12 protein-coding genes are annotated in these 11,908 nt (G+C 73.0%); 5 read left to right on the top strand and 7 right to left on the bottom strand.

Annotated features, from left to right (window positions below):
- Positions 1 to 2 precede the first annotated feature (2 nt).
- Together J7E96_RS20395 and J7E96_RS20390 are read left to right on the top strand one after the other, a co-directional pair.
- Positions 3 to 2,123: a xanthine dehydrogenase family protein molybdopterin-binding subunit gene (locus tag J7E96_RS20395; RefSeq protein ID WP_215133092.1), complete on the top strand. Its 2,121-nt coding sequence runs from the start codon at positions 3 to 5 to the stop codon at positions 2,121 to 2,123.
- A gap of 86 nt (positions 2,124 to 2,209) precedes the next feature.
- Positions 2,210 to 2,386, top strand: coding sequence for a hypothetical protein (locus J7E96_RS20390; protein WP_215133091.1), 177 nt, complete (start codon positions 2,210 to 2,212; stop codon positions 2,384 to 2,386).
- Between the two features lie 409 nt (positions 2,387 to 2,795).
- On the opposite strand, the gene J7E96_RS20385 is transcribed toward J7E96_RS20390, so the two are convergent.
- Positions 2,796 to 3,215: a CBS domain-containing protein gene (locus J7E96_RS20385; protein WP_215133090.1), complete on the bottom strand. Its 420-nt coding sequence runs from the start codon at positions 3,213 to 3,215 to the stop codon at positions 2,796 to 2,798.
- 330 nt (positions 3,216 to 3,545) lie between these two features.
- Between J7E96_RS20385 and J7E96_RS20380 the strand changes: the two genes are divergently transcribed.
- Together J7E96_RS20380 and J7E96_RS20375 are read left to right on the top strand one after the other, a co-directional pair.
- Positions 3,546 to 3,947: a ChaB family protein gene (locus J7E96_RS20380; RefSeq protein WP_215133089.1), complete on the top strand. Its 402-nt coding sequence runs from the start codon at positions 3,546 to 3,548 to the stop codon at positions 3,945 to 3,947.
- Positions 3,948 to 3,994: 47 nt separating this feature from the next.
- Positions 3,995 to 4,222 (top strand): DUF6480 family protein, encoded by a 228-nt coding sequence (locus J7E96_RS20375; protein WP_215133088.1) that lies wholly within the window; start codon positions 3,995 to 3,997, stop codon positions 4,220 to 4,222.
- Positions 4,223 to 4,253: 31 nt separating this feature from the next.
- On the opposite strand, the gene J7E96_RS20370 is transcribed toward J7E96_RS20375, so the two are convergent.
- Positions 4,254 to 5,063 (bottom strand): SDR family oxidoreductase, encoded by an 810-nt coding sequence (locus J7E96_RS20370; protein ID WP_215133087.1) that lies wholly within the window; start codon positions 5,061 to 5,063, stop codon positions 4,254 to 4,256.
- A gap of 40 nt (positions 5,064 to 5,103) precedes the next feature.
- On the bottom strand, positions 5,104 to 5,853 hold the full coding sequence (locus tag J7E96_RS20365; protein ID WP_215133086.1) for an SDR family oxidoreductase: 750 nt from the start codon (positions 5,851 to 5,853) through the stop codon (positions 5,104 to 5,106).
- Between the two features lie 602 nt (positions 5,854 to 6,455).
- Between J7E96_RS20365 and J7E96_RS20360 the strand changes: the two genes are divergently transcribed.
- Positions 6,456 to 7,748, top strand: a complete 1,293-nt coding sequence (locus J7E96_RS20360) for an MFS transporter (protein WP_251070188.1) — start codon at positions 6,456 to 6,458, stop codon at positions 7,746 to 7,748.
- An 18-nt stretch (positions 7,749 to 7,766) separates the two neighbouring features.
- Here J7E96_RS20360 and J7E96_RS20355 read toward each other — a convergent pair whose 3' ends face one another.
- The 4 genes from J7E96_RS20355 to J7E96_RS20340 are packed head-to-tail and all read right to left on the bottom strand — an operon-like array spanning position 7,767 to position 11,867.
- A complete protein-coding gene (locus J7E96_RS20355) occupies positions 7,767 to 8,687 on the bottom strand; it encodes a glycosyltransferase family 2 protein (RefSeq protein WP_374196701.1) in 921 nt (306 codons plus the stop codon).
- The gene (locus J7E96_RS20350; RefSeq protein WP_215133084.1) at positions 8,684 to 9,769 is read right to left on the bottom strand and encodes a glycosyltransferase family 9 protein; all 1,086 of its coding nucleotides are present in this window, start codon (positions 9,767 to 9,769) and stop codon (positions 8,684 to 8,686) included. The genes J7E96_RS20355 and J7E96_RS20350 overlap by 4 nt, the downstream gene beginning before the upstream one ends.
- Positions 9,770 to 9,828: 59 nt before the next feature.
- The gene (gene rfaE2 / locus J7E96_RS20345; protein WP_215133083.1) at positions 9,829 to 11,232 is read right to left on the bottom strand and encodes a D-glycero-beta-D-manno-heptose 1-phosphate adenylyltransferase; all 1,404 of its coding nucleotides are present in this window, start codon (positions 11,230 to 11,232) and stop codon (positions 9,829 to 9,831) included.
- Positions 11,229 to 11,867 carry an SIS domain-containing protein gene (locus J7E96_RS20340; RefSeq protein ID WP_215133082.1) on the bottom strand — a complete coding sequence of 213 codons (639 nt, stop codon included), beginning with the start codon at positions 11,865 to 11,867 and terminating at the stop codon, positions 11,229 to 11,231. Before J7E96_RS20340 ends, rfaE2 begins: the two co-directional genes overlap by 4 nt.
- Between the last annotated feature and the right edge of the window lie 41 nt (positions 11,868 to 11,908).

The raw sequence follows: 11,908 nt of genomic DNA, 5'->3' as shown, positions 1-11,908 counted from the left end.
TCATGACGCATGCACAGACCCCGCTGGGCACACCGGCCGTCCGCACAGAGGCCCGCGACAAGGTCACCGGCGCCGCCCGCTACGCGGCCGAGCACACCCCGCCGGGCTGCGCGTACGCCTGGCCCGTGCCCGCCACCGTCGCGCGCGGCCGGGTCACCGCCGTGCACGCCGACGAAGTGCTGGCCCTGCCCGGCGTGCTCGCCGTCCTCAGCCACGAGAACGCGCCCCGCCTCAAGGAGCCGGACGACCCGATCCTCGCGGTGCTGCAGAACGCCCGCGTCCCGCACCGCGGCTGGTACGTCGCGCTGGTGGTCGCCGACACCCTGGAGCACGCCAGTGCCGCCGCCGAGGCGCTGCGCGTCGAGTACGCGGCCGAGGAGCACGACGTACGGCTGACCACGAGCCACCCCGGCCTCTACACACCGGAGGAGGCGAACAGCGAGGTCCCCGCCGTCCGGGAACGCGGCGACTTCGACACGGCCTATCCGGCGGCCGCCGTCCGGATCGACGCGACGTACACCATGAGCGCGCTGCACAACCACCCCATGGAGCCGCACGCCTCCACCGCCCGGTGGGACGACGGTCATCTGACGGTGCACGACTCCAGTCAGGGCTCCGGCAAGGTACGGGACGCCCTGGTCCAGGTCTTCGGGCTGGAGAAGCGGCAGGTCACCGTCGTCTCCGAGCAGGTCGGCGGCGGGTTCGGTTCCAAGGGCACCCCCCGCCCGCAGGTGGTGCTGGCCGCCATGGCCGCGCGGCACACCGGGCGCCCGGTCAAGCTGGCACTCCCCCGCCGCCAGCTCGCGGCGGTCGTCGGCCACCGCGCGCCCACCGTGCAGCGCGTGCGGCTGGGCGCCGGCGCCGACGGGGTCATCACCGCGCTCGCCCACGAAGTCGTCACACAGACGTCGACGGTCAAGGAGTTCGTGGAGCAGGCGGCGGTTCCGGCCCGCGTCATGTACACCTCGCCCCACAGCCGCACGAGCCACCGGGTGGCCGCGCTGGACGTGCCGTCTCCGTCGTGGATGCGTGCTCCGGGCGAGGCGTCCGGGATGTACGCCCTGGAGTCGGCCATGGACGAACTCGCCGTCGCCGCCGGGGTGGACCCGGTGGAACTGCGGCTGCGCAACGAACCGGACACCGAACCCGACAGCGGCAGGCCGTTCAGCAGCCGGCATCTGGCCGAGTGCCTGCGGGAGGGAGCGCGGCGCTTCGGCTGGGAGCGGCGCGACCCGCGGCCCGGCATCCGCCGCGAGGGTGACCTGCTGCTCGGCACCGGGGTCGCGGCGGCCACCTATCCCGTACTCGTCAGCCCGTCCACCGCCACCGCGCACGCCGCCGCCGACGGCACGTACCTGATCCGGGTCAACGCCACGGACATCGGCACCGGGGCCAGGACCGTGCTCGCGCAGATCGCCGCGGATGTGCTGGGCGCGCCCCTGGAGTCGGTGCGGGTCGAGATCGGCAGCAGCGACCTGCCGGTGGCTCCGCTCGCGGGCGGTTCGTCGGGGACGGCGTCGTGGGGCTGGTCCGTACACAAGGCGTGCGTGCTCCTGGCCGAGCGCCTGCGGGATCGTCCCGGCGGCCTGCCGGCCGAGGGGGTCACCGCGGCGGAGAGCACCGAGCAGGAGGTGGCGGAGGCGGAGGAATCTCCGTACGCGCGGCACGCGTTCGGCGCCCACTTCGCGGAGGTTCAGGTCGACACGGTGACGGGCGAGGTCCGCGTACGCCGCCTCCTCGGCGTCTACGCCGCCGGCCGCATCCTCAATCCCCGTACCGCACGCTCGCAGTTCATCGGCGGGATGACCATGGGAATCGGCATGGCGCTGACGGAGGAAAGCACCATGGACCTGGCCTTCGGGGACTTCGCGGAACACGATCTGGCCTCGTACCACGTGCCTTCGTGCGCGGACGTGCCGCCGATCGAGGCGCACTGGGTGGACGAGGACGATCCGCACTTGAACCCGATGGGCAGCAAGGGCATTGGTGAGATCGGCATCGTCGGCACGGCGGCGGCCATCGGCAACGCCGTCCACCATGCCTTGGGAGTACGGCTGCGGGAGCTGCCCCTGACGCCGGACAAGCTGCTGCCGCATCTGTCAGCCCCGGCCGGCGGGGAATGACCGGCAGACCGCGGGGAAGAAGGCTGTCAGCGGCGCGCAGCCACCGGAACTAAGAGTGGCTCGCCGTCAAGTGGCAGGAGAAGCACATGCTGGCATTCGCGGCGGCGGTGGTGTTCATCATCGCCTTCATCATCCACGCGACCGAGACGTCGACGGAAGCAATCTTCGGACCGACGAGCCTCATGCTCGTCGGGCTCGCCCTGCTCGCACTGCATGTGGCGGGTGTGGGGGCCGGGTGGTCGGCCAGGGGGCGCCGACGCTGAAGCGGTGCCTGTCGAGGGACGGGACCCGTTTGCCGCATACAGCCGGGGGCACTCGCCGGAAGGAAGGATTCCTTCAGATTGATGGGTTTTCTCATGGGCACGCCTCCGAACGATCCCGTTCCGCCCACCCCGACCCCCGCGCCGGGTCCCGGGCCGGGGCCAGGGCCGGGGCCCGGTCCCGTGCCCGCACCCGGCGGGCCCGACCCGGTGCCCCCGGCCCCGCCCCAGCCCGAACCGGACCCGCCCGCGCCGGTCCCCCCGCCGGAGCCCAAGCCCTCGCCGGGCCCGCTGCCGGGGCCGGTCCCGCATCCGGAGCCCGTCACGCGCGGTGAGTCGAGCCGGCCGGACAAGCCAGAGCCCCCGGTGGCATCCGGGGGCTCGGACCGGCAACTCCGGTCACGTACTGGGGTCACGTATTGGGTGCGGCGGCGCTCACGTCGCCGAGCGCCGAATCGGGGTCACGCTCGATCGCCAGGTCGCCCAGGGAAACGATGCCCACGGCGGTATTGCCTTCGACCACCGGCAACCGGCGCAGCGAATGTTCACGCATCAGCTCGATGGCGCGGTCGACCTCGTCGTCGGGTGTGACGGTGACGAGGTCGGGGCTGCAGACGTCCCGCACCGTCGTCTCGCCGGGGTCCTTTCCTTCGGCGAGCACGCGGACCACCAGATCCCGGTCGGTGACCAGCCCGCGCAGTTCGTCGCCCTCGGCGACCAGTACCGCGCCGATGTTCTCCTCACGCATCCGGTGCGCGACCTCGCTCACTGCCGTGAGCACGCCCACGGTGATGGGGGCGCTTGTCATGATCTCGCGAACTTGCTGTGCCATTGCGGAGTTCACCCGTTCCCGGTGCCGCGCCCAAAGGCGCTGAGAATGTCCTGGACGTCGTCCCACAGGGGGCCCGTCTTGTCCTGCCCTTGACCGTTCATAACTCGCTCCAGTTGCTGCTCCGGCAACCGTGTCCGGTCGATGTCACACGTCCCTTCCCGTTCGCGGGTGCCCCCGTCCGGCCGACGTAACCGGAGGACTGATGTCCATTACGTGCCTCTATGCGTCGCCCATGTGTCGTATGTGTCTGTCGTATGTGTCGTCGTTTCTGCGGACATCAGCAGGGCACCCGTATTTCTCTCGTTCGATTTCGGAGAAGGAGTGAGTCCCGTGCCGGGAGAGCAGGAACTTCCGTCGACTCTGGAGCGGTCCGCCAAGGAGGCACAGCGCACCTGGATCAAGGCGCACGACTCCGCCGTCGAGGAGTACGGCGAAGGCGAGCGCGCCCACCGCGTGGCCTTCAGCGCGCTCAAGCACAAGTACGAGAAGGTCGGCGATCACTGGGAGCGCAAGGAAAAGGGGCGCAAGGGCCCGTCCGACCCCCTGGCGGCGCGGCCGCGGCAGGTGGGCGGGCGCAGCGGCGAGGGCGTCGACGAGCAGGCGTCGAAGCAGCACCTGTACGACCTGGCCAAGCGGCTCGGCGTCGACGGGCGCTCGAAGATGAAGAGGGCCGATTTGCTGGAGGCCGTTCGCAAGGCGAACCGATCGAAGACCCGCGCGGCCCGGACGTAATCGAGTCGGGCGATATTGATTCGGGCGATTTCGGGCACTTGCCCGATATGAACACACCACACAACCCAGATCCTGAGCCGGACCGGACTCCCGGCCTCGAACCGGGCGGCACCGTGCCTCCCGGCGAGACGCCGCCCGGCGAGGCGAGTACCAGCTCCGGCACAGGTCCCCGCGTCGAGCCGCCGCGTGGCTGGTCGAAGGGCCCGCTGATCGCCATCGGCATAGTGGTGGTGCTGTGCGCGGCCTTCTTCCTGGCGTTCGCCGTGATCATGTAGCCGCGTGTTCAGGCAGCCGAGAGCCGAGATCTCAGGGACGGCGCCAGGAGTCGTCGTCGAGGTGGGAGCCCGCCATGGGCCCCATGCGCAGCATGCCGCCGTCCACCGCCCACGACGCTCCCGTGACGTACGAGGCGTCCGGGCCCGCGAGGAACGCGATGACGGAGGCGACTTCCCGCGCGTCGCCGGGACGCCCCAGAGGGATGCCGCGCCGTACCTCGGTGCGTACGTCCGTGTCCTCCTGGCCGGTCATCGGTGTGGCGACCTCACCGGGAGCGACAGCGTTGACCGTGATGCCGTACTCGGCGAGTTCCAGCGCCATTACTTGCGTCATCAGTCCGAGACCGCCCTTCGCCGCGCAGTAGGGCGCGGCGCCGACGCGGGGCTGGGTCTCGTGGACCGAGGTGACATTGACGATCCGGCCGCCGTCACCCTGCTCGATCATGCGGCGCGCCGCCCGCTGGCTGCACAGGAACGGGCCGATCATGTCGACGTCGACGACCTGGCGGATCTTCGCGAGATCAAGTTCGAGGAACGGCGTGGCCGTGCCGGTTCCGGCGTTGTTGATGAGTACGTCGATGCGGCCGAGCTCCCCGGCCAGCCGGTCGATCACCTGGGCCGCGTCGGGCAGCACTGTGAGATCCATGGCCGCGACGGCCGCGCGGCGGCCGTGCCCGCGCACCTCTTCCGCCGTCGCTTCGGCGCGTTCCCGGTCGGTGTGAAACGTGATGCCGACGTCCATGCCCTGCGCGGCGAGGCGGACGGCCGTGGCACGCCCGATCCCCGAGTCCGCGCCGGTGATGACGGCGACTGGCGGTTGTCCGTTCTCAGGGCTGGACATGGAGGAGATCCTTCTCGTGAGCGGTGCGGGTGGGGACGGATCAGGGCCAGGAAGGCTCCTTGCGCGGTACGACGACCAGCTCGGACACCGCGCTGCCGGCCGGGACGGAGAGGGCGTACAGCACCGTGTCGGCCACGATGTCCGGGCTCTGCAGCATGGAGACGTCGGCGTCGGGGAAACGTTCGAGGATGAACGGCGTCTCCATGCCGCCCGCGATGATCCCGGTGACGCCGATCCCCGGGCAGTCCCGCTGCGCCTCCTTGAAGAGGGTGTGGGTGAACGCCCGCAGGCCTGACTTTCCCGCCGTGTAGGGGCCTGCCTCCGTCCAGGTGCGGTTCGCCGCCGTGGAGAGGATGTTGACGATGTGGCCGCCGCCGCGGGCGACCATGCGGCGGTAGGTCTCCAGACACAGGTACATGGGCCCCAGCAGGTTCGTCGTGATGACCCGCGTCACTTCGTCGGCCGACAGGTGCTCGATGGGCTTGGAGACGTCCACGGCCGCGTTGTTGACCAGGATGTCCACCGCCTGCCCTTCGGCCTCCAAGTCCTTGAAGACCTCCGCGACCGCCGCCGCGTCGCGGACGTCCAGCTCGACGAACCGCGCGTCGCCGCGCCCCGTTTCGGCCAGTTCGTTGCAGAGATCCCGCGCCAGGTCCTTGCGCAGGTCCGCCACCAGTACGGACGCCCCCGCGCCGGCCAGCCTCCGCGCGATCGAGGCCCCCAGCCCCCGCGCGCCGCCGGTCACCAGTGCCTGCTTGCCGTGAAGGTCGACCTGCACTCCGCTTTCCATACCGCTGCCTTCCGTTGCCTCTCGTTGCCCCTTTTGTGCTCCGTGTCTCACTGTGAGCCCGGCGACCGTGTCCGGCACGCCGGATTACGCCGTCGCGCCGCCGCCCGCAGGCTGTGGTCGCGGTCACGCCGCCGGAGGTACGGACGGCCGCGCCCGGGGCCTGTGAGCAAGCACACCAGAAGTGCCCGATCCCTTACGCCCCACGGCATTGCCGGCCATGGCGGCACCCCCGCGTGACGCTCCTCCCAGCAGCGGCCGAACCGGTCTGCCACGATGGTCCAGGCCGTGCCCCGGAAGGACTCTCCGCCTCCCCAACAGGCGTCATGAATCCCCCCGACGAGCGGCACAGCCCAGCCAGATCCGGTGGAGCGGCCGCGCAGAGCAGCCGGTTTTCGAGCTTCCGCCGTTCCGCCGCTTGAGCCCCCCGGCTCGTCTCCGAGTGACTCACTGTGTCTTCTTTGCCCGCGGGCCCCGCGCCCGCCCCCGCGTCTGCCCCTGCCCCTGAGGCCGCCGCGCCCGCCCGTCGGCTGCGCTTCTTCGGCCGTCCCGCGAAGAGCGGGGCGGACGACCACTCGCCGTGGCGTTCGCTGAAGTACCGCAGCATGCGCTGGTGGTCGGTCGCGAACTTCGTCTCCAACGCCGGTACCTGGATGCAGCTGACGGTCCAGAACCTTCTCGTGCTCCAGATCACCGGGTCCGCCGCCGCGACAGGACTGTCCATGTCCGTCCAGGCGGCTCCCGGTCTGCTGATGAGCGTCGCGGGCGGCGCCGCCGTCGACCGGTGGCCCCGCAAGCTCACCGCCGCCGTCAGCCAGGGGCTTCTCGGCGCCGTCGCGTTCGTGACGGCCGTCCTGGTCGCGACGGATCAGCTGAACCTCGCCGTGCTGATGGCACTGGCCGCCGTCACGGGTCTCATCGCCACCGTGGACGGACCGGCCTGTGCGCTGCTGGGCAACGATCTGGTCCGTACGGAAGACGTCCCCTCCGCCATCGGCGTGGGCTCGCTCGTCCACAACGCGGGCCGCCTCGCCGGTGCCGCTCTGGCCGGTATCACGGTGGGCTTCCTCGGCACGGGAGCGGCGTACGCGGCCAACGGTCTGTCCTTCCTCTTCGTAGCCGCCGTCATCCCCTTCCTCCGTCCGGTGCACAAGTTTGTCCGGGGCGCCAAGACGGCCCCGAAGCCGCCGCGTACCCCGCTCGGGAAGAAGGACACACCAGACGCGGGGGGCACGGACGACGACATGACCGTGCGCCAGGGCGTCCTGTACTTCATGCGCCGCCCCCGGCTGGTCGCCCTCGCGGGGATCACCGGCCTCAGCGCGGTCTTCGGACGCAATTACGGGCTCACCCTGGCCGTACTCGTCACCGGCCCGCTCGCCGGCGGCGCCGGGGCGTTCGGCACCGTCTCCACCGTCCTCGCCGTCGGAGGCATCATCGGCGCGGTCCTCGGCGCGCGGCTGCGCAAGCCGTCGGTGCGGCTCGTGGGCACGCTCGCGGCCGCCGGCGCCCTGCTCCAGGTGGTGGCGGGATTCTCGCCGTCGCTCGCCGTGCTGCTGGTGCTCGTCCTGCCCATGGCCGTGGTGGAGTCGGTTTCCGACACCGCCGGGACGACCGTGCTCCAGACCGACCCGCCCGCCCACATGCGGGGCCGCGTCCTCGGTGTCTGGGGCACCATCAAGACGACGTGGGGTCTCGCGGGACCGCCGGCGCTCGGCCTCCTGATGGAGCTGGCGGGGGCGCGGGGAGCGCTCGTGTCCGGTGGACTGGTCATCGCCGGCGCGATCGGGGCCGGCTATGTGCTCCGCCGCCGCCGGACAGCGACGACCGTGATCCTGCGTACGGAACCGGCTGTCGTGAGCGGGCAGCTGCGGCCGTCCCTGAGCACGGCCGCCTGATACCCGTCCCCTGACGGCTCAGGACGACATCTCCAGCAGCCGGATACGACGCTCCACCCTCGGCGGCACCCGGCGCCGGCGGGCCAGCGCGGCGGGCAGCCGCCGGGCGGCGTCGGCCAGCGCGAGCCGCGCCTGCGGATCGTCACGGCTGTCCAGGGCCAGCCTCGCGGACTGGGCGACGGCCTGTCGCAGGGGCCGCCGCAGCCACGCGGTCAGCAGCTCGTTGCGCCGCATCCTGGCCACCCGGCCGGGGCGGGGTCCCACGTCCGGGTCGTGCCGGGCGACGACGCCGGGACAGTGGGCCACCCCCCAGCCGTGCGTGTCGAGGTCGATGGCGAGCAGCTGCTCCTCACCGCCGACCCCCAGCAGCGGATGGAAGCCGCCCACCTCCAGGAAGGCCGCCCGCCGCACCACGGCCGCGCACGCGAGGAAGCCGAGCACCGAACGGCCGGGCAGGTCTGGTTCCTGCCCCAGCGGCGAGCTGCGCAGCGCCTCGTTGAGCGGGTCGGGGGTCGCTTCGGGGCCCACGAGTGTGGTGGCGGCCACGAGCCCCAGCCGGGGGTGCGTGTCGAGTACGTCGGCGGCCCGGTCGAGGGCGCCGGGCTCCCACCAGGAGTCGTCGTCGCTGAACGCGATGTACGGCGTGCTGAGTGCGGCGGCGCCGTACGTACGCCCGGCCGCGGCCAGGTTGCGACCGGGGGTGAGCAGTTGAACGCCGGGGTGTTTCGCGCGCACCGCGCCGGCGGTGCCGTCCGTGGAGCCGTTGTCGACCACCACGACCGGTGGCCGCTCGGGGAGCCCGGCCAGGCGGTCCAGGGTACGGAGCAGGCTCGTACGCCGGTTGCGGGTGATCACCACGATGCCGGTACGCGACTGGTCCGCCGGCGGCCCGTCCGCCACGACGCCGGTACGCGGGTCGTCCGCGGGCTGCGCGCTCACCGCGAGGCCTCCGGGACCAGCGGCCGGCTCGCATCCGGCGTACCGAGGTCCGGCTTCGGCTCCGGCAGCGCGCGCACCGCTTCGACGACCTCTTCGACGGTGATCCGGAGCAGCCGTTCGTCCGCCACGTGACCGTGGGCGTCGCCGGGGCGGGGTGAGTCGTCGCCGCCGGGATGCCACAGCACGCGGTGCCGCGCGTGGGCGGGCGGTCCCCACAGGCGCGGGGCGACCGGGCCGAACAGCACGACCGAAGGCGTGCCGAGCGCCGTCGCGAGGTGGGCGAGCCCGGTGTCCCCCACGACGACGCACCGGGCGTGCGCGACGAGCGCGGCGAGCTGGTCGAACGGCACATCGTGCGCGCCGCCCAGTACCGCGCCCGGCGCCAGTCCCGCCTCTGCCGCCACGTAGCGTGCCAGCGGCTCCTCCCCCGCACCGGCGGTCACCACGACCTCGTGGCCCGAGCCGCGCAGCGCGCGTGCCACGGCCGCGAACCTCTCCTTGGGCCAGCGGCGGGCCGCCGCGTCGGCGCCGGGGTGCACCACGACCGCGCCCGGAGCCGGGGAGGGCACCGTGGGGTGCGGGATCAGCAGGTCCTCGGGGTCCGCCGCGATGCCGTACCAGTCGAGCAGCCGGCACCAGCGCTCACGTTCGTGTTCGTCGGGCCGCCATGCCGGACCGGGGATATCGGGCGTTTGTGGGTGCGCGTACGCGAAGATCCGCCCCGGTCGCAGCCGCTGGAGCAGCAGGTGGCTCGGCGGGCCGTTGCCGTGCAGGTCCACGGCGATGCCGGGCGCGGGACCGTCCCAGGCGAGCTCGGCCGGCACCGCGCGCCCGGCGGCGTACGCGGGCAGCAGCCGGTCCACCAGGCCGGTCGCGGCCGCGGCGGCGGCCAGCCGGCCGGGCGCCGCCAGCACCACCTCGTAGCCGGGCAGGCCGCGCCGCAGCGCCCGCAGAGCGGGCACCGCGGTCAGCAGATCGCCGAGCCCGAGCGCCCGCAGTACGAGCACGCGCGGCCGGCCCTCCCCCACGGCGTCGGCCTCCGGGCCCCGGGTGACCGGCTGTGGTCCTTTCGCGGCACTCATGTCGATGGACGCCTCTCCTCATTCGCGTCATGCGCTTCTGTACGGATACCTCTGCCACCTCAGGGCGAAGACGGCCGTACCCGTACGGCGGCCTGCGCCGCCCGGTGGGCCAGCAGGGTGGTGGAACGGCCGACGAGGTAAGGGAGTACGACCGCCTGGCCGCCCCACGCGCGCAGCACCTCCGCCTCGGGAAGGTCCTCGACGGAGTAGTCACCGCCCTTCACCCACACATCGGGCCGCAGCCGGCTGAGCAGCGCGGCCGGTGTGTCCTCCTCGAAGACCGCGACGGCGTCGACGCTGCCGAGCGCCGCGAGGACCCGCAGCCGGTCGGCCACCGGATTGAGCGGGCGTCCGGGACCCTTGCGGCGTGTGAGTGACGCGTCGGAGTTGACGCACACGATGAGGCAGTCGCCGATACGCCGGGCGCTCTCCAGCAGCCCGACATGACCGGCGTGCAGCAGGTCGAAGCAGCCGCCGGTGGCGACCACCGTGCCGCCGCGCGCCCTGACCCGCTCCGCGAGCGCGAACGGGTCCGTCTCGGGGGCCTCCTCCTCGGGGCCGGTCGCGGACTCCGTCCGCCACAGCGCCGGGTTGCCCGCGCCGCCGGCCGCCACGAAAGCAGCGGCTTCGGCGACGGCCCGCTGTACGGCCTCCTCCGGGAGCAGCCCGTCGGCCAGCGCCGCGGCCGTGGCCGCGGCGAAGCAGTCGCCCGCGCCGCACGGGTCGCCCTGGGCGCGGTACGGCGCCGGGACGAGCATCGGCGTACCGGCACCGGGGCGGGTCAGCAGGACGCCGCGCTCCCCCAGGGTCACGGCGACGGCCGCCGCCCGCCAGCGCTCCGCCAGCTCGCCTCCGCGCAGGGCGTAGGCCCGCAGGGACTGGCCGTCGGCGGGGCTCAGCGCGCAGGCCTCCGCACCGTTCGGGGTGACGATCCGCGCCCCCGGCACGGGGTCGTCGCCCTTGAGGTGCGGATCCCAGACCAGTGGCGTGCGGCGGGCAACGGCCTCCAGGTGCGGCCGTACGGCGCTCGCCGTGTGGCGCCCGTAGTCGGCGACGAGTACGGCGTGGGCCTGCGCCAGCGCCTCACGCACCGCGTCGTCCGGTTCGCCGGGCGTCCCGCCGCCGCGGTCGATCCGCACGAGTGGGCGGCCTCCCGCCAGTACCCGCGTCTTCACCGGCAGGGTGCCGTCCAGCGGGATCTCCACCAGCTGGACCCGGCCGCGCAGGGCACGGCGTACGGCTTCGCTGGCCGGGTCCTCGCCGAGTGCGGTCACCAGGATCACTTCGCGCCCGCCACGGGCGGCCAGCGCGGCGGCCAGTCCGGCCCCGCCGGGGTGGCTCTGGTCACCGGTGACGTCGACGACGGGGGCGGGGGCGTCCGGGGACAGCCGGGTGGAGACGCCTTCGATGTCCTCGTCGAGCAGCACGTCGCCGACGACCACCAGGGGCTTGCGCGCGGTCATGACAGCCTCCGGTTGGCTGCGACGGGCCGGGCCTCGGTCCGGTCCTGAGCGGGCGCACCGCCCGCCGCGTCGAAGCATTCGCACAGCAGGTGTACGGCGACCAGGTGGGCCTCCTGCACGGTCGCCGTCGTGTCGGCGTCGACGCACAGTGCCTCGTCGGACCCCTCGGCCAGGGGGTTGGGACCCGGTCCTGTCATCGCCCATACGCGCAGTCCGGCGGCCCGGCCCGTGACCGCCGCCGTGATGAGGTTGGCGCTGCGGCCCGAGGTCGACAGGAGGACCAGGATGTCGCCGGGGCGGCCGTGGGCGGACACCTGCCGGGCGTACACCTCGTCGAACCCGTAGTCGTTGCCTATGGCCGTCACGCTGGAGGTCTCGGCGTGCAGGGCGATGGCCGAGTAGGCGGGGCGCTCCTGCCGGTAGCGTCCCACCAGCTCGGCGGTCAGGTGCTGGGCCTGGGCGGCGCTGCCGCCGTTGCCCGCGGCGAGCAGCCGGCCGCCTACGGGGAGTACGGCGGCGAGCTCGGCGCCCCATGCGGCGATCCGGTGGAGGCTTTCGCGACGGAAGCCGGTGAGCGCGTCCTGCAGTGACTGGCAGTGCCGGTGCGCGGCGTCGAGTACAAGGGATTCGTTCATGCTGGTCGGGCGTACCGCGTCCGGGGGACGACGGCCAGACC

Source organism: Streptomyces sp. ISL-96 (genome assembly GCF_018614035.1).
Classification (GTDB): Bacteria; Actinomycetota; Actinomycetes; order Streptomycetales; family Streptomycetaceae; genus Streptomyces.
The sequence above is the reverse complement of the archived record's forward strand: the minus strand, read 5'-3'. Positions and strand labels throughout refer to the sequence as shown.